Origin of the sequence: Streptacidiphilus sp. EB103A, assembly GCF_041261405.1 — a bacterium.
GTDB lineage: Bacteria > Actinomycetota > Actinomycetes > Streptomycetales > Streptomycetaceae > Streptacidiphilus.
In genome coordinates this window covers 586,580-607,661 of sequence record NZ_JBGCAQ010000001.1, presented here as the reverse complement: position 1 = coordinate 607,661, position 21,082 = coordinate 586,580, and the positions used below count along the sequence as shown (strand labels likewise).

Below are 21,082 nucleotides of genomic sequence, written 5' to 3'. Positions count from 1 at the left end.
GTAGGAGAGATGAGGGCTAGAGAAGTCCGGCCTGCGGGCCGTTGGGGAACTCCAGGCGGTGGTCGAGGATGCTCCGGGCCAGCGCGCCGACCTCCTCGTCGGGGAGGCGGCGGAAGCCGTCCTCGGTGATGACGCCGACGATCGGGAAGATGCCCCGGGTCAGGTCGGGACCACCGGTGGCGGAGTCGTCGTCGGCGGCGTCGTAGAGCGCCTGGACGACCGCGGTGGTGGCCTGTTCGGCCGTCAGGTCGGCACGGTAGAGCTTCTTCAGCGAGCCCTTGGCGAACAGCGAGCCCGAGCCGGTCGCGGCGAAGCCGACCTCCTCGGAGCGGCCGCCGGTGACGTCGTAGCTGAAGATCCGGCCCCGGCCGAGGTCGAGGTCGTAGCCGGCGAAGAGCGGCACCACGGCCAGGCCCTGCATGGCCATCCCGAGGTTGCCGCGGATCATGGTGGTGAGGCGGTTGGCCTTGCCCTCCAGGGAGAGCTGGGTGCCCTCGATCTTCTCGTAGTGCTCCAGTTCCAGCTGGAACAGGCGCACCATCTCCACGGCGAGGCCGGCCGTGCCGGCGATGCCGACGGCGGAGTACTCGTCCGCGGGGAAGACCTTCTCGATGTCGCGCTGGGCGATCAGGTTCCCCATGGTGGCCCGGCGGTCGCCGGCCAGGATCACCCCGCCGTCGAAGGTGACGGACACGATGGTGGTGCCGTGCGGAGCCTCCAGCGGCTGCAGCCCGGCCGGCAGGGTCCGGCGGCCCGGGAGCAGCTCCGGCTGATGGTCCGCCAGGAATTCGACGAAGGACGACGAACCCGGCGTCAAGAAGGCAGCCGGTAGACGCCCGGTGCCACGAGTGTTGGCTTCCACACGTTCCCTTCCAGATAGTCGGCCCCACGGCGGAGCAGGTCGGGCCGGTCCTTGAACTGCCCCAGTCCGCCATTGCAGTTGAAGCAGAGGATGGCTCGGACCCTACCCGTTTTGTGGTCGTGATCCACATGTTCCGGGCCCGGAGTCAGACAGATCGCACAGACACCCATCTGAGCCTTGATCATGGCAGTCACTTCGGCCGATGTCAGACCGTAGCGACGCTTGAGGTGGTAATCACGAGTGCTGCCATGCGTCCGGTTCTTGGACTTCACACCGCGAGCCGTATGACACGGTTTGCAGTAGGAGGTCAAGCCATCAGCGGAGCCGCGATACCGAACGAAATCATCCGTTGACTTCAACGTTTCGCAGTCCAGGCAGTACTTCATCCCCTCCGGCGCCTCCTGTCGAGGAATGTAGCGGCGAGGATTGGTTCCATTGCGCTCTGCCCGCCTCCGGGTTGCCGCCGTGTTCCGCACCTTGAAGCAGGGCTTGCAGTAGTAAGCCAAGCCGTCCTTCGAATCCTTGCGCTTCCAGAATTCAGCGGCCGACTTCAGCTCACCGCAGTCCCAGCAATTCTTGCTGGGCAAATCGGACATATCGTCTATTCCCCGCCTTTTTGCACGTAACTCCGGACAAAAGACTCGGCATCGGACTCGAGGATCTCGTCGATGTCGTCGAGCACCGCGTCCACGTCGTCGTCGAGCTTCGCCTTGCGCTCCTTGAGGTCGGAGGCCTCGTTCGCCTCGACCTCGGTCTCTTCGACCTCCTCGGAGGAGCGGTTCGCCCGCTGCTGCCCACCGCCGGTGTCCTTGGTCGCCATGTCCCTCACACCCCGCTCGATCGTGTCCGGTACTGCTGGTCAGACCCTATACACGAGGGGTGACAAACGCCCTGTGTTTTGGCCCTGGAGATACAACGACTGGTGCTGTCCCGATGATGCCCACGTCGTGGGGCTTCACCCTTCGTAGCTTGCCGTCACCCTCTGGTTACGCCCGAAGCGGACAGAGGTTCGTTTTGCACTCAACCCGACCGGGCGGGTCAGCCCCCGGACAGCACCCGGACCAGCTCCTCCGCCGTGCGGCACCGGTCCAGCAGGGCCTTGACGTGCTTACGGGTGCCCCGGAGCGGCTCCAGCGTAGGAACCCGCTGGAGCGAGTCGCGACCCGGGAGGTCGAAGATGACAGAGTCCCAGGAGGCGGCGGCGACATGGTCGGCGTACTGCTCCAGGCAGCGGCCGCGGAAGTAGGCGCGGGTGTCCTCCGGCGGCTTGTGGGCTGCCCGCAGCACGTCCGGCTCGGTGAGCAGCCGCTCCATCCGCCCGCGGTCCACCAGGCGGTTGTAGAGGCCCTTCTCGGCCCGCACGTCGGCGTACTGGAGGTCGACCAGGTGCAGCCGCGGGTTGTCCCAGTCCAGGCCGTCCCGCTGGCGGTAGCCCTCCAGGATCTCCCGCTTGGCGATCCAGTCCAGCTGCCGGGACAGGCTCATCGGGTCGCGTTCGAGTCGCCCGAGGACATCCTCCCAGCGGTCCAGGATGTCCCGGGTCTGCTCGTCCGCGTCGGCGCCGAAACGGTCCTCGACGTACTTGCGGGCCAGCTCGCAGTACTCCATCTGGAGCTGTACCGCCGTCAGTTTCCGTCCGCTGCGCAGCGAGAGGAGGTAGCCGAGGTCGGGGTCGTGGGAGACCCGGTGCAGCGTCCGCACCGGCTGGTCGACGACCAGGTCGACGCCGATGAAGCCGTCCTCGATCATGGACAGCACCAGCGCGGTGGTGCCGAGCTTGAGGTAGGTGGAGATCTCGGAGAGGTTGGCGTCGCCGATGATGACGTGCAGCCGGCGGTACTTCTCCGCGTCCGCGTGGGGCTCGTCGCGGGTGTTGATGATGGGCCGCTTGAGCGTGGTCTCCAGGCCGACCTCGACCTCGAAGTAGTCGGCGCGCTGGCTGATCTGGAAGCCGTCGGCCGAGCCGTCCTGGTTGATGCCGACCCGGCCCGCGCCGGTGACCACCTGTCGGGAGACGAAGAAGGGGGTGAGGTGCCTGACGATGTCGGCGAACGGGGTCGACCGCTTCATCAGGTAGTTCTCGTGGGTGCCGTAGGAGGCGCCCTTGTTGTCGGTGTTGTTCTTGTACAGGTGGATCGGGTGGGCCCCGGGGACCTGGAGGGCGCGGTTGGCGGCCTCCTCCATGATCCGCTCGCCGGCCTTGTCCCAGAGCACTGCGTCGCGCGGATTGGTGACCTCGGGCGAGCTGTACTCGGGGTGCGCGTGGTCCACGTAGAAGCGGGCGCCGTTGGTCAGGATGATGTTGGCGAGGCCGATGTCCTCGTCGGTCAGCTGGCTGGCGTCGGCGTTGTCCCGGGCCAGGTCGAACCCGCGGGCGTCACGCAGCGGGTTCTCCTCCTCGAAGTCCCACCGCGCCCTCCGGGCCCGGTGCATCGCCGCAGCGTAGGCGTTGACCACCTGCGACGAGGTGAGCATGGCATTGGCGTTGGGGTGCCCCGGGACGGAGATCCCGTACTCCGTCTCGATTCCCATTACGCGCCGTACAGTCATGCGGCCCTCCTTCGAACTGCCGCTGACGACTCACCGCCTGCGGTCGGCCCGGTTCGGTAACCCGAGCCTAGAACTGCTCACTGACAACCGGGAGATCACTCACCGAGGTTGTTCAAACAGGGTCCGGACGCGAACCGTCCGGCTACGGGTGGAGATACTCACCCGCAGCCGGACGGAGGCGGCCTTCGTCCTACAGGTACTGCCCGGTGTTGGCGACAGTGTCGATGGAGCGGCCGGAGTCGGCGCCCTGCTTGCCGGTGACGAGGGTGCGGATGAACACGATCCGCTCGCCCTTCTTGCCGGAGATGCGGGCCCAGTCGTCCGGGTTGGTGGTGTTGGGCAGGTCCTCGTTCTCCTTGAACTCGTCCACGCAGGCGGCGAGCAGGTGGGAGACGCGCAGACCGCGCTGTCCGTGGTCGAGGAAGTCCTTGATGGCCATCTTCTTCGACCGGTCGACGATGTTCTGGATCATCGCGCCGGAGTTGAAGTCCTTGAAGTACAGGACCTCCTTGTCACCGTTGGCGTAGGTGACCTCCAGGAAGCGGTTCTCCTCGGTCTCGGTGTACATCCGCTCGACGACGGCCTGGATCATGGCGTCGACGGTGGCGTCCACCGAGGAGCCGTGCTCCTTGACGTCGTCCGGGTGCAGCGGCAGGGAGCTCTTCAGGTACTTGCTGAAGATGTCCTTGGCCGCCTCGGCGTCCGGGCGCTCGATCTTGATCTTGACGTCGAGCCGTCCGGGCCGCAGGATCGCCGGGTCGATCATGTCCTCGCGGTTGGACGCCCCGATGACGATGACGTTCTCCAGCCCCTCCACGCCGTCGATCTCGGCGAGCAGCTGCGGGACGATGGTGTTCTCCACGTCCGAGCTGACGCCGGATCCGCGGGTGCGGAACAGCGACTCCATCTCGTCGAAGAAGACGATGACCGGGGTGCCCTCGCTGGCCTTCTCACGAGCCCGCTGGAAGACCAGGCGGATCTGCCGCTCGGTCTCGCCGACGTACTTGTTGAGCAGCTCGGGACCCTTGATGTTGAGGAAGTAGCTCTTCCCCTGGGGCTGTCCGGTGACCTCCGCCACCTTCTTGGCCAGGGAGTTGGCCACCGCCTTGGCGATGAGGGTCTTTCCGCAGCCGGGCGGGCCGTAGAGCAGGACGCCCTTGGGCGGGCGCAGCTCGTACTCCTTGAAGAGCTCGGCGTGCAGATAGGGGAGCTCTACCGCGTCGCGGATCATCTCGATCTGCTGGCCGAGGCCGCCGATCTGCTTGTAGTCGATGTCCGGGACCTCTTCGAGGACCAGGTCCTCGACCTCGCTCTTGGGCACGATCTCGTAGACGTAGCCGGAGCGCGGTTCCAGCAGCAGGGCGTCGCCGGGCCTGAGCTTGACGTCGCGCAGCGGTTCGGCGAGCCGGACCACCCGCTCCTCGTCGGTGTGCCCGGTGACCAGGGCGCGCTCGCCGTCCTCGAGGACTTCCTTGAGGGTGACGATGTCGCCGATGCTCTCGAACTCCATCGCGTCGACGACGTTGAGCGCTTCGTTGAGCATCACCTCCTGGCCGCGCGTGAGCTCGTCCAGGGGCAGGCTGGGGCTGACGTTCACCCGCAGCTTGCGGCCGCCGGTGAAGATGTCGGCCGTTCCGTCCTCATTGGCGGACAGGAACGTGCCGAAGCCGGCCGGCGGCTGGGCGAGCCGGTCCACCTCCTCCTTGAGGGCCACGATCTGGTCGCGGGCCTCCCTCAGGGTGGAGGCGAGCCGCTCGTTCTGAGCGGTGACTCCGGCCAGGTTGGTCTGCAGTTCGACGACACGCTCTTCGAGGATCCTCGTGTGGCGCGGCGATTCTGCGATCTTGCGGCGCAGGACAGCGATCTCCTGCTCGAGAAAGGAAACCTGGCTGAGGGCTTCCTCAGAACCCCGTGCGGGCCTGCCGCCGCGGGTGTAGTCATCGTCGTGGGCTGCCACGGTCCTCACCTCCTCCGGGGGAGCTGAACGTGTCCCGACCCTACCCGGGCCGGGATGCGTTACAACCCCTAGATCAGAAACTCGGAAGGGGTGTGTCTGATCTTCACCCTTGCGCACGTCCCCTCGGTAGTGGGATACCCACTCGGCGACGTTCGGAAGCGACCAGTTGTATTGTCGAGCGGGTCAAGTTCGATCGCGTTGACCGGACAGGGTCCCAGCCCTGTACCGATGGCGGGAATAATGGGGCCGCGGGAGCGCGGTCCCGCGACCAGGAACGGCGGGCGGTATGTCCTCGCAGGACGAGCCACTTGAGGTGTGGATCGACCAGGATCTCTGCACCGGGGACGGCATCTGTGTGCAGTACGCGCCGGAGGTCTTCGAACTGGACATCGACGGTCTCGCCTATGTGAAGGGCGACGACCAGGAGCTGCGGGACGCCCCGGGGGCGACCGTGCCGGTGCCGCTGACGCTGCTTCAGGACGTGGTGGATTCGGCCAAGGAGTGTCCGGGCGACTGCATCCATGTGCGCCGCAGCAGGGACCTCGTCGAGGTGTACGGGCCTGACGCCGTGTGAGCTAGATCACGTCTGGGACAGCGGGACGTTGCCGCTGAGCGCATAGCCGCCGCCCTGGGGGGTCCAGGTCTCCGCCTCGTGCAGGTCGGCGCAGCAGCGGGGGACGTCGGGCGAGGAGTAGCCGTCGACGGTGGCGTGGATGCTGCCGTCGCCGCGGATGCCGGCGCTGCGGACGGTGAGGTTCTGGGCCGGGGCGATCAGCGTGGCGGCGATCCGGGGTTTGCCGTCCGGCCCGAACGCCAGCACGTAGAGCCCGTCGGGCGGGGTTCCGTTCGGGGCGGCGCAGCGGGCGGCGACGACGGTGACGACGTTCCCGTGGCCGGTGGTGTCGGCGCTGAACCGCTGGGTGATCCGTTCTGGCAGACCGTCACAGGCCAGCGGCAGCAGGAACCCTACGGGGTTCGGGGCCTGTTCGGCGGGGACGCTGTGCGGGCCGTCAGCGGTGAGGGTCCCGGCGTCGGCCGGGCTCACCGCAACGGCGCCGGCCACGACGGCGCCCAGGGCTGCGGCGGTGCCGATCCAGTGGACGGCGGTGGAGCGGGAGTGTTCAGCCACGCGCGAATGCTCCCACAGCGTGGATCTTCCGATCGCACCGGGTCCATGCAGAACCTGAAGGGGCGCGGGCCCGTGCACGTGGCGAGCCATGCACAACCTCAGGGGCGCGGGGAACTGCGCGACCAGCCGTGCAGGAGGTGCATGGTTGGCAGCGCAGTTCCCCGCGCCCCTGTTGTTCTACTCGTCTGCCTCGGCTTCTTCGGCCATTTTGAGGAAGCGGCCCGTCTTGGGGGCCACCGGGGCTTCGACCTCGCCGTAGGCGCCCTTCGCGGGGCGGCGGCGGCGGAGCGGGGGCTCGACGCCGTCAGCGAGGCGACGGGACGTCAGCAGGAAGCCGGTGTGGCCGATCATGCGGTGGTCGGGCCGAACGGCCAGCCCCTCCACGTGCCAGTTCCGGACCATGGACTCCCAGGACTGCGGCTCGGTGAAGTTGCCGTGCTCCCGCAGCGCCTCGACCGTGCGCGAGAGCTGCGTGGTGGTGGCCACGTAGCAGCAGATCACGCCGCCCGGGACGAGGGCCTTGGCGGCCACGTCCAGGCACTCCCAGGGGGCCAGCATGTCCAGGACCATCCGGTCCACCTCGGTCTCCACCAGGTTGTCCTGGAGGTCGCCGAGGGTGAGCTTCCAGGCCGGGTGCGGGCCGCCGAAGTAGCGTTCGACGTTGCCCTTGGCGATCTCGGCGAAGTCCTCGCGGCGCTCGTAGGAGGCCAGCGAGCCGCTGTCCCCCACCGCGCGCAGCAGCGAGCAGCTGAGCGCACCCGAGCCGACGCCGGCCTCCACGACGCGGGCGCCGGGGAAGATGTCGGCCATGGTGACGATCTGCCCCGCGTCCTTGGGGTAGACCACCGCGGCGCCGCGCGGCATGGAGAGGACGTAGTCGGAGAGCAGGGGGCGCAGCGCGAGGTACTGGGTGTTCCCGGTGGTGCGCACCACGGAGCCCTCAGGGGCTCCGATCAGCTCGTCGTGCGGGAAGGCGCCCTTGTGGGTGTGGAACGCCTTGCCGGATTCGAGCGTGATGGTGTGGAGGCGTCCCTTGGGGTCGGTGAGCTGGACCTGGTCCCCGACCTGGAAGGGCCCGCGGCGGCGGGCGGCGCCGGTCGGTTCTGACATGCGGACCAGTCTAGAGGAGCCGACAGGGGCCGCCGACCACCCGACGGGGTCAGGCGTTCGAGGGCTCGGGGGTGGGTGAGCGGCCGGACATCGCCAGGGCGAAGGCCTCCTCGACGTCCACCGCGGCCAGTACTCCCAGCATGGATCCGTCCGGCTCGACCACCAGGTACTCGGGGGCCGGGTTGGCCCTCAGCAGGTCCAGCAGCTCCTCGCCGACCAGGTCGGCGGGGATGCGCAGACCCGGTTCCAGGACGCGAGCCACGGCGCTGGTCGCGGTCCAGGGGCGGCGGTGGTCGGGGATGGTGCGGACGGCGCTCTCGCGGACCAGGGCGACCGGTTCCCCGGCCCCGTCGACGACCACCAGGCCGCGGGCCCCGGCCAGCTCCAGCCGCCGCAGCGCCTCGGCGAGCGGGGTGTCGGCGGCGACCGCCACGGCGGGCCGGGCCAGGCTGCGGGCCCGCAGTTCGGGCAGGTGCTCCCGGAGCCGGGCGACCCGGACGCTGCTGCCCGCCCCGTTCCAGATGATGGCGGCGAGCACCGCCCCCAGCACAGCGTCCATCAGCACCGACGCGGTGCTCTCGGAGGCGCCGGCGCGGGCGGCCCAGGCGGGCATGCCGACCAGCACCAGCAGGGCGAGCCCCTTGCCGACCCAGGCGGCGACGACGGTCCCGGTCATCGGGTTGCCGGTGAGTTTCCAGACCAGCGCCCGCAGCATCCGGCCGCCGTCCAGCGGCAGGCCGGGCAGCAGGTTGAAGAGGGCCACCACGAAGTTGCTCAGCATCAGCGCGGCCAGCAGCACCCCGGGGACGGTGGCGGTGCGCACCGCCTGGAGGCCCAGCAGGAACACCCCGCCGAGCACCAGGGACAGCAGCGGCCCGGCGAAGGCCAGCCAGAACTCGCGTCCGGCGGTCTCCGCCTCCTTCTCGATCTCGGACACCCCGCCGAAGAACTGCAGCTGGATCCGGCGCACCGGCAGCCCCAGCCGCAGTGCGACCACGGTGTGGGCGAGCTCGTGGATCAGCACCGAGCCGTAGAAGGCGACCGCGAAGAACAGCGCGACCAGGTAGCGGGCCCGGCCCAGGCCCGGCAGCACCAGGTCGATCTGGCCGCCGAAGATCCAGGTGATCAGGGCGGCGATGAGGAACCAGGTGGGGGTCACATAGACCGGCACGCCGAACGGCCGGCCCATCAGCAGGCCGCCCCGCGGGCGGTCCCCCTTGGCGTCACTCACGTCGGCCCCCTCGTGGTCGATCACCTGTCCGCCCTCGCGGAGGCGTGTGCCACGCTACGCGGTCCACCGGGCGGAACCACGCGCGGCATGCGGTCCCACCTCTACTTGTACCCAGCTCCATGCGGTGGGATCCGGCGGCAGGGCCCCGCCACCGCGGGGTTTCGCGAGGGTACGGGGGGTCGCTCCCCGGGAAGTTGGAGTCCAGCTCCATGCAGTGGGATCCGGCGGCAGGGCCCCGCCACCGCGGGGTTTCGTGAGGGTACGGGGGGTCGCTCCCCGGGAAGTTGGAGTCCAGCTCCATGCAGTGGGATCCGGCGGCAGGGCCCCGCCACCGCGCGGTTTCGCGAGGGTACGGGGGGTCGCTCCCCGAGAAGTTGGAGTCCAGCTACATGCTGTGGGATCCGGCGGCAGGGCCCCGCCACCGCGGGGTTTCGTGAGGGTACGGGGGGTCGCTCCCCGGGAAGTTGGAGTCCAGCTCCATGCGGTGGGATCCGGCGGCAGGGCCCCGCCACCGCGGGGTTTCGTGAGGGTACGGGGGGTCGCCCCCCGGGAAGTTGGAGTCCAGGCGAAACCGACTGTCAGTCCCTGCGCATAGGGTTCGGACATGCACCCGCCCGGCTCCGAACCTCCCGCCCGCTCCGTCGCGGCGCCGGAGGCGCTCTCGCCCTCGCGGGCGGGGGACTTCATGACCTGCCCGCTGCTCTACCGTCTGCGTGTGATCGACAAGGTCCCCGAGCCGCCCAGCGCCGCGGCGACCAGGGGAACGGTGGTCCACGCGGTGCTTGAGCGCCTGTTCGACGCCCCGGCGGCGCAGCGCACCCCGGAGGCCGCGCGGGCGCTGCTGCGGCCCGAGTGGGAGCGGCTGCTGGAGAAGCGCCCCGAGCTGGGCGCGCTCTTCCCCGGCGACGCCGACGGCGCGGAGCTGGCCGGCTGGCTGGCCGACGCCGAGAAGCTGGTGGAGGGCTGGTTCCGGCTGGAGGACCCGACCCGGCTGGAGCCGGCCGAGCGCGAGCTCTACGTCGAGACCCAGCTGGAGTCGGGGCTGCGGCTGCGCGGCTACGTCGACCGGGTGGACGTGGCGCCCACCGGTGAGATCCGGGTGGTCGACTACAAGACCGGCAAGGCCCCGTCCCGGGACTTCGAGGGCCGGGCGATGTTCCAGATGAAGTTCTACGCCCTGGTGCTGTGGCGGCTGCGCGGGGTGGTGCCGCGCCGGCTGCAGCTGGTCTACCTGGGCGGCGGCGGCCAGCTGGTCACCTACGACCCGGACCCGGCGGACCTGCGGGCGGTGGAGCGCAAGCTGCTCGCCCTGTGGGAGGCCATCCAGCGGGCGCTGGAGACAGGCGAGTGGCCCGCCAACCGGAACCGGCTCTGCGACTGGTGCTCGTTCCAGTCGCTGTGCCCGGCTTTCGGCGGCACTCCCCCGCCGTACCCTTTGCCAGTACTGAATGCCGGGATCTGAGTCTCCGGTCCCGGAACCGATGAGTGGAGCGAGTTGTGGCGATCCGAGTGCTGCTGGTCGACGACCAGCCGCTGCTGCGTACCGGGTTCCGGATGATCCTGGAGGCCGAGGCGGACATCGCGGTGGTCGGCGAGGCCGGTGACGGCCAGCAGGCGCTGGACCAGGTCCGGGCGCTGCAGCCGGACGTGGTGCTGATGGACATCAGGATGCCGCGGATGGACGGGGTGGAGGCGACCCGGCGGATCGCCGGGCCCGGCCGTGACGGCCCGGCCAAGGTCCTGGTGCTGACCACCTTCGACCTGGACGAGTACGTGGTGGAGGCGCTGCGCGCGGGGGCCAGCGGCTTCCTGCTCAAGGACGTCCCCGCCGAGGAGCTGGTGCAGGCGATCCGGGTGGTCGCGGACGGCGCCGCGATGCTGGCCCCGAGTGTCACCCGGCGGCTGCTGGACATGTACGCGGGCCGGCTGCCCTCAGGCGACGAGGCGCCGCCGCAGTCGCTGGCCACGCTGACCGAGCGCGAGGTCGAGGTGCTGAAACTGGTGGCCCGCGGGCTCTCCAACGCCGAGGTGGCCGGGGAGCTGTTCGTCAGCGAGACCACGGTGAAGACCCATGTCGGCCATGTGCTGACCAAGCTGGGGCTGCGCGACCGGGTCCAGGCGGCGGTGTTCGCCTACGAGAGCGGCCTGGTCCGGCCCGGAAACGGCTGAACCCGCGCGAACCCAACGGGCGCGGGGCCCGGTCGGAGTCGATCCGACCGGGCCCCGCCGCGCTGCTGGGGATTCAGCTCTTGCCGATCATCCAGAAGCGCATGATCGAGGCGATGTCCAGGGTGAGCGGCACCCCGGTGATGTTCGCCTGGGTGGCGATGTACTGGTTGTCCTGCCACAGCGGGATGTACGCCGCGTCCTGGGCGAACTGCTTCTGGATCGCGGTGAAGGTGTTCGCGCTGGACTGGTCCGCCCGGTCGGCCTCCTTCAGGCTGAGCGGGTGCAGGTCGTTCATGATCGTCGTCGGTGCGTAGTTGTTGCCGAAGGTGTTGTTCTTGCCGACGAAGGGCGAGACGAAGTCGTCCGGGTCCGGGTAGTCCGCCTGCCAGCCGGTCATCGACGCGGCGAGCTTGCCGCTGGACCACAGCGGGACCAGGGCGCCCAGGTTGGGCACGGACTTCAGGGTGACCTTGAAGATCCCGCTGGCCTCCAGGGTCGACTTGATCTGCGCGGCCTCGGCCGGACCGGCCGCGGAGTTGGCGGCGTAGGTCAGGGTGAAGTCGATCGGCAGCTTCACGCCGGACAGCGAGGACTTGACCTGGTCGGCCTTGAGCGGGTCGTTGCTGTAGGGGGCCTGCTCGAACGGCCGGGTCTGGTCGCCGATGCCCTGCGGGATCACCGAGTACAGCGGAGTGACCGTGTTCTGGTAGACCTTGTCCGCGATGGCCTGGCGGTCGATCAGCTTGGCGATGGCCTGGCGCACGGCCTGGTTGGTGAAGGGGGCGACGTCGACGTTGAGCACCATCATCCGGATGCTTGACCCGGTGCCCTGGACGATCTGGATGCCCTTGCCGAGCTGTTGCGCGCCCTGCAGCGAGACGATGTCCGCCGGGGCCAGGTCGCTGCCCGCGTTGAGGTCGATGCTGCCGTTCACCAGGGCGGTCTTCACCTGCGCCGGGGTGTCGTAGAAGTTCAGCGTGGCACCGGCGTTCAGCGGCTTGGTCGCGCTGTAGGCGCCCTTGTAGGTCGGGTTGAGCACCAGCTTGAGGGAGGCCGGGGCCGGCTTGCCGTCGGAGCCGGTCTTGGTCTGCGCCGAGGCGACGGTGTAGATGCCGGAGCCGACCACGCCGGTGCCGTCCAGCAGCTTGGTGCCGGAGTACACCTTCGGGTCCACGATCTCGCCGACGCCGGAGGCCAGGCGGTCGGGGAAGGTCGCGTCAGCGGTCTTCAGGTGGAAGGTGACCTCCTGCGTCCCGCTGGTCTCCACCGACTGGAGGGTGTCGAGCAGCACGCTCACCCCGGAGCCGTTGTCGGCCCCCTTCTCCGAGCCGATCTTGAGCACCCGGTCGAAGGAGAACTTCACCGCGGCCGCGTCCAGTGCGTCGCCGTTGGAGAACTTCAGGTCCGGCAGCAGGGTGCAGGTGTAGGTCAGGTACGAGGAGTCGGCGAACTTGCAGCTCTTCGCGGCGTCGGGGCTCGGCGTGTTGGCTCCCGGCAGGTAGGTCATCAGCCCCTGGTAGACGTTGTAGAACACCGTCCAGGAGCCGGTGTCGTAGGCGCCGGCCGGGTCGAGGCTGGTGTACGCGCTGACCGTCCCCAGGGTGATCGTGGAGTTGGCCCCGCTCTTGCTCCCCGACGAGGTGGAGCCGCAGGCGGCGGTGGCCGTGAGGAGGCCGACACAGCCGATCGCCGCAAGTCGTTTCGCTGCTGACATGACTTCCTTCGTGTCCTGGCCGACGCTGTGGACGCCGGGCCGGAGGTCGTACGACCTCGCCACTGCCCCATGACGAGGTCGACCGCAGGCTGCAGCAGCGTGGCGTGAGGGTCCGCGCGCCGGAGCGGGACACCACCGCTCGGGGTGTCGCACAGGTCTCGCGGTGTTCGATCGTGTGTAGCGTGCCATACGACCGCCCCGGCTCGCACTGTGCCCTAACCCTGGGTTCCAGAAGGAGTCGATTTATTGCCTGGACTTCTCCGCAGATGTCCGATTTGGCGTTAGCAGCTAGTTACCTTGACTGACTGTCAGGTTCCGGAACCAGGCTGCGCAGCAGTGCCACGTCCAGCTCCTCCAGCGATGCCAGCACGATCCGCCCCGGGGCCTCCTCGATCGGGGTCACCGAGGGCACCGCGACCACCCTGCAGCCCGCCGCCTCACCCGCCCGGACTCCGGTGGGGGCGTCCTCGACCACCACGCAGCGCTCCGGGTCGGCGCCCAGCTTCGCGGCGGCGAGCAGATAGGGGTCGGGGAACGGCTTGGTGCGCTCGACCTCGTCCCCGGCCACCGAGAAGGCGAAGCGCTCGGAGCCCAGCGTCTTCAGCACCAGGTCGATGATCCGGCGGTGCGACGCCGACACCAGCGCCGCGGGGATCCCCTCCGCGGCCAGCTCGTCCAGCAGCTCCATCGCGCCCGGGCGCAGCGGCACACCCCGGCCGACCAGCTCGACGAAACGGTCGTTGATCATCCGTCCGAGCCGGTCGGCGGTCAGCGGCGCGCCGCTGACCGCCAGCAGGTAGTCCACCACCCGGGTCATCGGGCCGCCGACGACGATCTGGCGGTCGGCCGCGGTGAGCGTGCAGCCGTACTCGGCCAGCAGCTCCGACTCCGCCTCCCACCAGAAGTCCTCGGTGTCGACCAGGGTCCCGTCCATGTCCAGCAGGACGGCCTGCAGACCACTGGGACGGCGGGCAAGGACGGCAGAGGCGGCAAATGTGGTCACCAGCACACAATAGCCACCACTATCGGGCGTTGAAGTACTTCGCCTCCGGGTGGTGGATCACAATGGCGTCGGTCGACTGCTCGGGGTGGAGCTGGAACTCCTCCGACAGTTCGACGCCGATCCGCTCCGGGCGGAGCAGCTGGGCGATCTTCGCCCGGTCCTCCAGCTCGGGGCAGGCCCCGTAGCCCAGCGAGAAGCGCGCGCCGCGGTACTTCAGCGCGAACATCTCCTTCATCTCCGCCGGGTCCTCCCCGGAGAAGCCCAGCTCGGCGCGGACCCGGGCGTGCCAGTACTCCGCCAGCGCCTCGGCGAGCTGCACCGAGAGGCCGTGCAGCTCCAGATAGTCCCGGTAGGAGTCGCCGGCGAACAGTTCGTTGGCGGCCTCCGAGATCCGGTTGCCCATGGTCACCACCTGGAACGCGACCACGTCCTTCTCGCCCGACGCCTCGGGCCGGAAGAAGTCCGCCAGGCACAGCCTGCGGCCGCGGCGCTGCCGCGGGAAGCCGAACCTGGTCCGCTCCTCGCCGTCCTCGCCCAGCACCACCAGGTCGTTGCCCTGCGACACCGCCGGGTAGTAGCCGTAGACGACCGCGGCCTCCAGCAGGCCCTCGGTCTGCAGCCGGTCCATCCACATCCGCAGCCGCGGCCGCCCCTCGGTCTCCACCAGCTCCTCGTACGAGGGGCCGCCGGAGCGGGCGGCCTTCAGCCCCCACTGGCCCTTGAACAGCGCGTCCTCGTCCAGCCAGGAGGCGTAGTCGTTGAAGCTGATGCCCTTGACGATCCGGTCCCCCCAGAACGGCGGCACCGGCACCGGGTTGTCCAGGGCCACGTCCGACCGCTCCGTGGACTCCTCCGGCTCGTCCACCTCGACCTTCGCGTGCCGGCGCTGCTTGAGCTCGGGCAGCACCGCGCCGGGCACCCCGCGCTTGACGCCGATCAGGGCGTCCATCAGCCGCAGGCCCTCGAAGGCGTCCCGGGCGTAGCGCACCTCGCCCTGGTAGATCTCGTGCAGGTCCTGCTCGACATAGGCCCTGGTCAGAGCCGCGCCGCCGAGGATGACCGGGAAGTCCGCCGCCATCCCCCGCTGGTTCAGCTCCTGCAGGTTCTCCTTCATGATCACGGTGGACTTCACCAGCAGCCCGGACATCCCGATCACATCCGCGCGGTGCTCCTGCGCGGCCTCCAGGATGGTCGAGACCGGCTGCTTGATGCCCAGGTTGACCACGGTGTAGCCGTTGTTGGTCAGGATGATGTCGACCAGGTTCTTGCCGATGTCGTGCACATCGCCCTTGACGGTGGCCAGCACGATGGTGCCCTTGCCCTCGTCGTCGGACTTCTCCATGTGCGGCTCCAGGTAGGCCACCGCGCCCTTCATCACCTCGGCGGACTGCAGCACGAACGGCAGCTGCATCTGCCCCGAGCCGAACAGCTCGCCGACCGTCTTCATGCCCTCCAGCAGCACCGAGTTGACGATCTCCAGGGCCGGCATCACATCCAGCGCCTCGTCCAGGTCGGCTTCCAGGCCCTTGCGCTCGCCGTCCACGATCCGCCGCTGCAGCCGCTCCTCCAGCGGCAGCGCGGCCAGCTCCTCGGCCTTGCCGGCCCGCACCGAGGCCGCGCTGACGCCCTCGAACAGCTCCAGGAAGCGCTGCAGCGGGTCGTAGCCGGGGCTGTCCGCGGTCTCGGGCCGCCGCCGGTCGTAGACCAGGTCCAGGGCGACCTCGCGCTGTTCCTCGGGGATCCGGGCCATCGGCAGGATCTTCGCCGCGTGCACGATCGCCGAGTCCAGCCCCGCCTCGACGCACTCGTTCAGGAAGACCGAGTTCAGCACCATCCGCGCCGCCGGGTTCAGCCCGAAGGAGATGTTGCTCAGCCCCAGCGTGGTCTGCACGGCGGGGTGACGCCGCTTCAGCTCCCGGATGGCCTCGATGGTCTCGATGCCGTCCCGGCGGGACTCCTCCTGCCCGGTGCCCAGGGTGAAGGCCAGGCAGTCCACCAGGATCGACGACTCGTCGATCCCGAACCGCCGGCCCAGGTCCTCGATCAGCCGCTCCGCGACGGCGACCTTGGTCTCCGCGGTACGGGCCTGCCCCTGCTCGTCGATGGTCAGCGCGATCAGCGCGGCGCCGTACTCCTGCGCCAGCGCCGCGGTGCGCCCGTACCGGGAGTCGTCGCCGTCCCCGTCCTCGAAGTTCACCGAGTTCAGCACGGCCCGGCCGCCGAGCATCTGCAGTCCGGCCTCCAGCACCGGGGGCTCGGTGGAGTCCAGCACGATCGGCAGGGTCGAAGCGGTCGCCAGCAGCCCGGCGAGCTTCTTCATGTCCTCGACGCCGTCGCGCCCGACGTAGTCGACGCAGAGGTCGAGCAGGTGCGCGCCCTCGCGGATCTGCTCACGCGCGATCTCCACGCAGGCCTGCCAGTCCGCCGCCAGCATGGCCTCGCGGAACTTCTTCGACCCGTTGGCGTTGGTCCGCTCGCCGATCGCCAGGTAGGAGGTGTCCTGGCGGAACGGCACCGCCTGGTACAGCGACGCGGCCGAGGCCTCGGGCCGGGGGTCGCGGGGGGTGACCTGCTGTCCGCGCACCCGCTCCACCACGGCCTTCAGGTGCTCCGGGGTGGTGCCGCAGCACCCGCCGACCAGCCCGAGGCCGTACTCCCGGGTGAACACCGCGTGGGCGTCGGCCAGCTGCGACGGCGTCAGCGGGTAGTGCGCGCCGTCCTTGGTCAGCTCCGGCAGCCCGGCATTGGGCATGCAGGACAGCCCGATCCGGGCGTTCTTGGCCAGGTAGCGCAGGTGCTCGCTCATCTCGGCCGGACCGGTGGCGCAGTTCAGGCCCACCAGGTCGATCCCGAGCGGCTCCAGCGCGGTCAGCGCCGCGCCGATCTCCGAGCCCAGCAGCATGGTGCCGGTGGTCTCCACCGTGACCTGCACGATCACCGGGAGGTCGACCCCCGCCTCGCGCAGGGCGGCCTTCGCCCCCAGCGTCGCCGCCTTGGTCTGCAGCAGGTCCTGGCTGGTCTCCACGAGCAGCGCGTCCGCGCCGCCGGCGATCAGCCCCGCCGCGTTCAGCCGGAACCCCTCCCGCACGGTCTCGTACGGCAGGTGCCCCAGCGTCGGCAGCTTGGTGCCCGGCCCCATCGACCCCAGCACCCAGCGGGGGCGGTCCGCGGTCGCGTAGCTGTCGGCGACCTCCCGCGCGATCCGCGCCCCGGCCTCGGACAGCTCGAAGATCCGCTCGGGGATGTCGTACTCCCCCAGCGCCGAGAAGTTCGCCCCGAAGGTGTTGGTCTCCACGCAGTCGACGCCCACCGCGAAGTAGGCCTCGTGCACGCCCTTGACGATGTCGGGACGGGTCACGTTGAGGACCTCGTTGCACCCCTCCAGCCCCTGGAAGTCCTCCATCGTGGGCTCCTGCGCCTGGAGCATGGTGCCCATGGCGCCGTCGGCCACCACCACCCGGGAGGCGAGCGCGGCTCGCAGATCGTCTGCGCGGGACTGCTGGGGAACGGTCATCGTTCTACTCCCTGGGGTGCGACGGCTGTCGACTGGCGCGGGTGACGCGCGGGGCCAGCATAATCCGTCGGCGCCGGATTGCCTTTCCGATATCCACCGACCGGACGCGTCCGTGATTCGTACGGAACCGTAAGAGCCGGGAATGAGTCCGATCTTGGTATGGGCATAAGGGTGTGGACCCTCCGAGCCGTCATGACCGCGCTGCTCGCGCTGGTCGGGTGTGTTCTCGGGGCCACCGGCGGTCTGTGGATCAATGATCTGGGGACCCCGAGCGCGGACGCGAGGACCCGGCAGGGGGACGCCGTGTGGCTGGGCCATGCCTGGGTCGACGGACGGAAGGGCCCCGCCGACGTGGGCGCGCTGGTGCGGCAGATGGGCGGCGGCGTGCACGATCTTTTCGTCCATTCGGGTCCGCTGCGCCATGACGGCACGCTCGACCCGGCCCTCTACCCCAGGGCGTCCTGGCTGGTCACGGCACTGCACCGGGCGGTGCCCGGGATCCGGGTGCAGGCCTGGCTGGGTGCCGCCCTCGGTTCGGGGCAGGTCCAAGTCGACTCCGAGGGCCCCGGCCTGGACCTGACCCGCACCGACCGGATCGTCGGCTCCTTCCGGCAGGCGCTGGACGCGGGTTTCGACGGCATCCACGTCGATTTCGAGCCGGTGCACTCGGGCGACCAGGACTTCCTGAACGTCCTGGAGCAGGCCCATCTGCTGACGACCGAGCGGCACGCGGTGCTCTCGGTCTCGGTCCCGCAGACCGAGCCGGTCCCCGGGATCCACCTGTTCGGCGCCGCCCTGGCCGACCACCCGAAATGGTGGACGGCCGGCTATCTCTCCGACGTCGCCGACCGGGTCGACCAGGTCGCGGTGATGGCCTACGACTCCGCCCTGCCGCTGCGGAGCCTGTACTCCGGCTACGTCCAGCAGCAGACCCGGCTCGCGCTCCAGTCGGTCCCCAGCTCCGTCGACCTGCTGATCGGCCTCCCGGCCTATCACGACGACAACGCCTTCCACCACGCCTCCGCCGAGACCGTCGCCGCGGCGATCCGCGGCGTACGCCTGGCGGACCACGGGCGGCTGAAGTTCGGCGTGGCCCTGTACGTCGACTTCGCCGCCACCACCGCGGACTGGGCGGCCTACCACCGCGACTGGCTCGACCCCTGACCGTGCCCGGGACGGACCGCGTCGAAAACCGAACCGGAGGTTACACGCCGTAGGCTGGGGCACCTATCAAGACGTGCAAGAGCCCGCCGTTCAACGGCGTCTGTGGAGGGAGGCCCTGATGATCGAGCTCGAGGACATGCCCGAGCTGATCGACCCGGTCATGGTGGCCGCGTTCGAGGGCTGGAACGATGCCGGCGACGCCGCATCGGCGGCGGTGGCGCATCTGGACGAGATCTGGGACGGGAAGGTGTTCGCCGCGCTGGACGCGGAGGACTACTACGACTTCCAGGTGAACCGCCCGACGGTGTGGCTGGACGAGGGGGTGCGCCGGATCACCTGGCCCACCACCCGGCTCTCGGTGGTCCGGGTGACCGAGCCCAAGACCCGTGACATCGTGCTGATCCGCGGGATCGAGCCGAGCATGCGCTGGCGGTCGTTCTGCCAGGAACTGCTGGCCATCGCCCATGAACTGGGCGTGGAGATGGTGGTGATCCTGGGTGCGCTGCTCGGGGACACCCCGCACACCCGCCCGGTGCCGGTCAGCGGGGTGACCTCGGACGCCGAACTCGCGCAGAGCCTGGACCTGGAGGAGAGCAAGTACGAGGGGCCGACCGGGATCGTCGGGGTGCTGCAGGAGGCCTGCGCGCACGCGGGCATCCCGGCGGTGACCTTCTGGGCCGCGGTGCCGCACTATGTCGCGCAGCCGCCGAACCCCAAGGCGACGCTGGCCCTGCTGAACAAGGTGGAGGACCTGCTCGACCTGCGGATTCCGCTGGGCGAGCTGCCGGACGACTCCCGGGCCTGGCAGCTGGGGGTGGACCAGCTGGCCGCGGAGGACAGCGAAGTCGCGGAGTACGTGCAGCAGTTGGAGGAGGCCAAGGACACCGCCGAACTGCCGGAGGCGTCCGGCGACGCCATCGCGCGGGAGTTCGAGCGCTATCTGAAGCGGCGGGACAACCAGCCGCCGCGCCACCCCGGGGAGTGACGGTCACGCTTCGCGCCCGCCGGATCGGGTGAAGACGGGGCGGATCGGTCGTTCGATGGGCCAAACGGTCGACGGAACGGGAGTTCGGTTAACGTTCCGTGAAGATATCGCACGAGCTGGGCGCGGGGCGATGGTCGGATCTGACCTTTTTTCATACTTTCGACCGGCTGGGCGCTTCGAAGCGGAGGAAGGCCGTGGAAATCCCTCCCGTGACACTCTCCTCAGCAGGCACATTGTGGGCTTACCGTATGCGTCATGACCTCCCCTCGCGCCTACGACGGAGTCAGCTACTACGCTCCGTCCTTCGCTTCGGACACGCCGATCTACGACAGCCTCGTGGCTGAGCGGGGCGTCCCGCAGATCGCCCCGATCAATGTCCCCGCGGCCCTGCCTCCGTCCTACGACACCGGCTTCCGCTACGAGCCCGCCCAGCCGATGCCGATGCCCCGGCTCGCCCTGGGCCCGGGGCCCAGCAGCCCCAGCTACGGCCAGCAGCAGTACGCGCAGCCGCAGTACGCCGCGCAGCCGGCCCCACAGCCGTTCGCGCCGCAGCCCTTCGCCCCGCAGCGGTTCGTCCCGCAGCCGGGCATGCCGCAGCCCGGCGTGCCGCAGCAGCGGTACCCGGAGCAGTACGGCGCGCAGCCGCAGCGCCCGGTCGCACCCGTCGCCCCGCTGCGGCCGGTGCAGTACCAGGAGCAGTACCCGCAGCAGCGCGGCGGTTTCCAGGGGTTCTGACCGTCCGGGGGGACGTGCAGGTCATGGGGCCGGTCAGCCATGGGCTGACCGGCCTCCGCTTATGGTTGGACCATGCGTTTGACTGATCTTCGGATCTATCCGGTGAAGTCCTTTGCCCCCGTACCGGTGCGGCAGGTCGAGATCGAGCCCTGGGGGCCGGCCGGGGACCGGCGCTGGATGGTGGTCGACGCGGCGGGGAAGATGGTCTCGCAGCGCGAGGACCCCAGGCTGGGGCAGATCACCGCGTCGCTGCCGGAGCCCGGGGTGCTGCAGCTGGAGTCGGGCGGCGAGGTGCTGCGGCTGTCGGAGCCCGACGGGGCGCTGCTGCCGGTGTCCGTGTTCGGCCTCGGCTTCGAACTGGTGGACGCCGGGGACGTGGCGGCCGCGTGGCTGCACAAGGTGCTGGGCCGGGAGCTGCGGCTGGTGCACCAGGACCGTCCGGAGCGCAGGCCGCTGGAGGTCACCACCAGCCTGGCGGACGCCTATCCGCTGCTGGTCACCAGCGCCGCGTCGCTGGACGCGCTGAACGAGCTGATCGCGCGGGACCACCCGGACGACCCGGTGAAGGGCGCCCCGGTGCCGATGGGCCGGTTCCGCAGCAACCTGGTGGTGCGGGGCGCGGAGGCGTGGGCGGAGACCGGCTGGCGCCGGATCCGGGTCGGCGAGGTCGAGTTCGAGGTGGTCCAGCAGTGCGGGCGCTGCGTGATGACCACGCTGGACCCGGAGACCGGCGAGCGGCGCGGCCCCGAGCCGCTGCGGGCGCTGGGGAGGCACCGCAAGTTCGGGCGGACGCTGGCGTTCGGCATGCACCTGGCCCCGGTGGGGACCGGCGTGCTCCGGGTGGGTGACGAGGTGGTGGTGCTCGCGGAGGGTCCCCTGCCCGAGCCGGAACGCCTGAGCCCGAACGCCTGACCGAGCGACCGTTTGCTGTCTGAGTCGTTGAGAGGGGAGAGGTGCGC

The 21,082-nt window shown here is 69.8% G+C and carries 18 protein-coding genes; 7 read left to right on the top strand and 11 right to left on the bottom strand.

The window, feature by feature from the left end; genetic code table 11:
* Window positions 1-16: 16 nt before the first annotated feature.
* The 5 genes from prcB to arc form a co-directional block, all read right to left on the bottom strand.
* Window positions 17-862, bottom strand: coding sequence for a proteasome subunit beta (prcB, locus tag ABH941_RS02700; RefSeq protein ID WP_133997718.1), 846 nt, complete (start codon window positions 860-862; stop codon window positions 17-19).
* Window positions 814-1,458: an endonuclease VII domain-containing protein gene (locus ABH941_RS02695; protein ID WP_370126892.1), complete on the bottom strand. Its 645-nt coding sequence runs from the start codon at window positions 1,456-1,458 to the stop codon at window positions 814-816. The genes prcB and ABH941_RS02695 overlap by 49 nt, the downstream gene beginning before the upstream one ends.
* A 5-nt stretch (window positions 1,459-1,463) precedes the next feature.
* Window positions 1,464-1,682: a ubiquitin-like protein Pup gene (locus ABH941_RS02690; protein ID WP_182451671.1), complete on the bottom strand. Its 219-nt coding sequence runs from the start codon at window positions 1,680-1,682 to the stop codon at window positions 1,464-1,466.
* Window positions 1,683-1,900: 218 nt separating this feature from the next.
* Entirely contained in the window at window positions 1,901-3,412 is a 1,512-nt protein-coding gene (gene dop / locus ABH941_RS02685) for a depupylase/deamidase Dop (protein ID WP_370126891.1), read from the bottom strand.
* A gap of 190 nt (window positions 3,413-3,602) precedes the next feature.
* Entirely contained in the window at window positions 3,603-5,369 is a 1,767-nt protein-coding gene (gene arc, locus ABH941_RS02680; protein WP_370126890.1) for a proteasome ATPase, read from the bottom strand.
* 286 nt (window positions 5,370-5,655) lie between these two features.
* Between arc and ABH941_RS02675 the strand changes: the two genes are divergently transcribed.
* Window positions 5,656-5,943 carry a ferredoxin gene (locus tag ABH941_RS02675; RefSeq protein ID WP_133997733.1) on the top strand — a complete coding sequence of 96 codons (288 nt, stop codon included), beginning with the start codon at window positions 5,656-5,658 and terminating at the stop codon, window positions 5,941-5,943.
* Window positions 5,944-5,949: 6 nt separating this feature from the next.
* On the opposite strand, the gene ABH941_RS02670 is transcribed toward ABH941_RS02675, so the two are convergent.
* The 3 genes from ABH941_RS02670 to ABH941_RS02660 form a co-directional block, all read right to left on the bottom strand.
* Window positions 5,950-6,498: a hypothetical protein gene (locus tag ABH941_RS02670; RefSeq protein ID WP_370126889.1), complete on the bottom strand. Its 549-nt coding sequence runs from the start codon at window positions 6,496-6,498 to the stop codon at window positions 5,950-5,952.
* Window positions 6,499-6,675: 177 nt separating this feature from the next.
* Window positions 6,676-7,608 carry a tRNA (adenine-N1)-methyltransferase gene (locus ABH941_RS02665; RefSeq protein WP_370126888.1) on the bottom strand — a complete coding sequence of 311 codons (933 nt, stop codon included), beginning with the start codon at window positions 7,606-7,608 and terminating at the stop codon, window positions 6,676-6,678.
* A gap of 49 nt (window positions 7,609-7,657) precedes the next feature.
* The gene (locus ABH941_RS02660) at window positions 7,658-8,839 is read right to left on the bottom strand and encodes a site-2 protease family protein (protein WP_370126887.1); all 1,182 of its coding nucleotides are present in this window, start codon (window positions 8,837-8,839) and stop codon (window positions 7,658-7,660) included.
* 604 nt (window positions 8,840-9,443) lie between these two features.
* Between ABH941_RS02660 and ABH941_RS02655 the strand changes: the two genes are divergently transcribed.
* Both ABH941_RS02655 and ABH941_RS02650 read left to right on the top strand, forming a co-directional pair.
* Entirely contained in the window at window positions 9,444-10,301 is an 858-nt protein-coding gene (locus ABH941_RS02655; RefSeq protein ID WP_370126886.1) for a RecB family exonuclease, read from the top strand.
* Between the two features lie 35 nt (window positions 10,302-10,336).
* Complete coding sequence (locus tag ABH941_RS02650) at window positions 10,337-11,008, top strand: response regulator transcription factor (protein ID WP_030260881.1); 672 nt, start codon at window positions 10,337-10,339, stop codon at window positions 11,006-11,008.
* A gap of 73 nt (window positions 11,009-11,081) precedes the next feature.
* On the opposite strand, the gene ABH941_RS02645 is transcribed toward ABH941_RS02650, so the two are convergent.
* The 3 genes from ABH941_RS02645 to metH form a co-directional block, all read right to left on the bottom strand.
* Window positions 11,082-12,722 (bottom strand): ABC transporter substrate-binding protein, encoded by a 1,641-nt coding sequence (locus ABH941_RS02645; protein WP_370126885.1) that lies wholly within the window; start codon window positions 12,720-12,722, stop codon window positions 11,082-11,084.
* 292 nt (window positions 12,723-13,014) lie between these two features.
* Window positions 13,015-13,728: an HAD family hydrolase gene (locus ABH941_RS02640; protein ID WP_370127066.1), complete on the bottom strand. Its 714-nt coding sequence runs from the start codon at window positions 13,726-13,728 to the stop codon at window positions 13,015-13,017.
* Window positions 13,729-13,744: 16 nt separating this feature from the next.
* Complete coding sequence (gene metH, locus ABH941_RS02635) at window positions 13,745-17,239, bottom strand: methionine synthase (protein ID WP_370126884.1); 3,495 nt, start codon at window positions 17,237-17,239, stop codon at window positions 13,745-13,747.
* Between the two features lie 192 nt (window positions 17,240-17,431).
* On the opposite strand from metH, the gene ABH941_RS02630 reads away from it, so the two are divergent.
* The 4 genes from ABH941_RS02630 to ABH941_RS02615 all read left to right on the top strand — a co-directional run bounded on the left by ABH941_RS02630 (window position 17,432) and on the right by ABH941_RS02615 (window position 21,035).
* Window positions 17,432-18,403: a hypothetical protein gene (locus ABH941_RS02630; protein ID WP_370126883.1), complete on the top strand. Its 972-nt coding sequence runs from the start codon at window positions 17,432-17,434 to the stop codon at window positions 18,401-18,403.
* Window positions 18,404-18,521: 118 nt separating this feature from the next.
* Window positions 18,522-19,388, top strand: a complete 867-nt coding sequence (locus ABH941_RS02625) for a PAC2 family protein (protein WP_133997755.1) — start codon at window positions 18,522-18,524, stop codon at window positions 19,386-19,388.
* A 255-nt stretch (window positions 19,389-19,643) separates the two neighbouring features.
* Window positions 19,644-20,123, top strand: coding sequence for a DUF6643 family protein (locus ABH941_RS02620; RefSeq protein WP_370126882.1), 480 nt, complete (start codon window positions 19,644-19,646; stop codon window positions 20,121-20,123).
* A gap of 72 nt (window positions 20,124-20,195) precedes the next feature.
* Window positions 20,196-21,035, top strand: coding sequence for an MOSC domain-containing protein (locus tag ABH941_RS02615; protein WP_370126881.1), 840 nt, complete (start codon window positions 20,196-20,198; stop codon window positions 21,033-21,035).
* Window positions 21,036-21,082: the final 47 nt, after the last annotated feature.

What these genes read in the sequence shown, in the direction of transcription:
- ABH941_RS02695 (WP_370126892.1), bottom strand. Translation starts at nt 1,458, where the DNA reads ATGTCCGATTTGCCCAGCAAGAATTGCTGGGACTGCGGTGAGCTGAAG.
- ABH941_RS02690 (WP_182451671.1), bottom strand. Translation starts at nt 1,682, where the DNA reads ATGGCGACCAAGGACACCGGCGGTGGGCAGCAGCGGGCGAACCGCTCC.
- dop (WP_370126891.1), bottom strand. Translation starts at nt 3,412, where the DNA reads ATGACTGTACGGCGCGTAATGGGAATCGAGACGGAGTACGGGATCTCC.
- ABH941_RS02675 (WP_133997733.1), top strand. Translation starts at nt 5,656, where the DNA reads ATGTCCTCGCAGGACGAGCCACTTGAGGTGTGGATCGACCAGGATCTC.
- ABH941_RS02665 (WP_370126888.1), bottom strand. Translation starts at nt 7,608, where the DNA reads ATGTCAGAACCGACCGGCGCCGCCCGCCGCCGCGGGCCCTTCCAGGTC.
- ABH941_RS02655 (WP_370126886.1), top strand. Translation starts at nt 9,444, where the DNA reads ATGCACCCGCCCGGCTCCGAACCTCCCGCCCGCTCCGTCGCGGCGCCG.
- ABH941_RS02645 (WP_370126885.1), bottom strand. Translation starts at nt 12,722, where the DNA reads ATGTCAGCAGCGAAACGACTTGCGGCGATCGGCTGTGTCGGCCTCCTC.
- metH (WP_370126884.1), bottom strand. Translation starts at nt 17,239, where the DNA reads ATGACCGTTCCCCAGCAGTCCCGCGCAGACGATCTGCGAGCCGCGCTC.
- ABH941_RS02630 (WP_370126883.1), top strand. Translation starts at nt 17,432, where the DNA reads ATGACCGCGCTGCTCGCGCTGGTCGGGTGTGTTCTCGGGGCCACCGGC.
- ABH941_RS02625 (WP_133997755.1), top strand. Translation starts at nt 18,522, where the DNA reads ATGATCGAGCTCGAGGACATGCCCGAGCTGATCGACCCGGTCATGGTG.
- ABH941_RS02620 (WP_370126882.1), top strand. Translation starts at nt 19,644, where the DNA reads ATGACCTCCCCTCGCGCCTACGACGGAGTCAGCTACTACGCTCCGTCC.
- ABH941_RS02615 (WP_370126881.1), top strand. Translation starts at nt 20,196, where the DNA reads ATGCGTTTGACTGATCTTCGGATCTATCCGGTGAAGTCCTTTGCCCCC.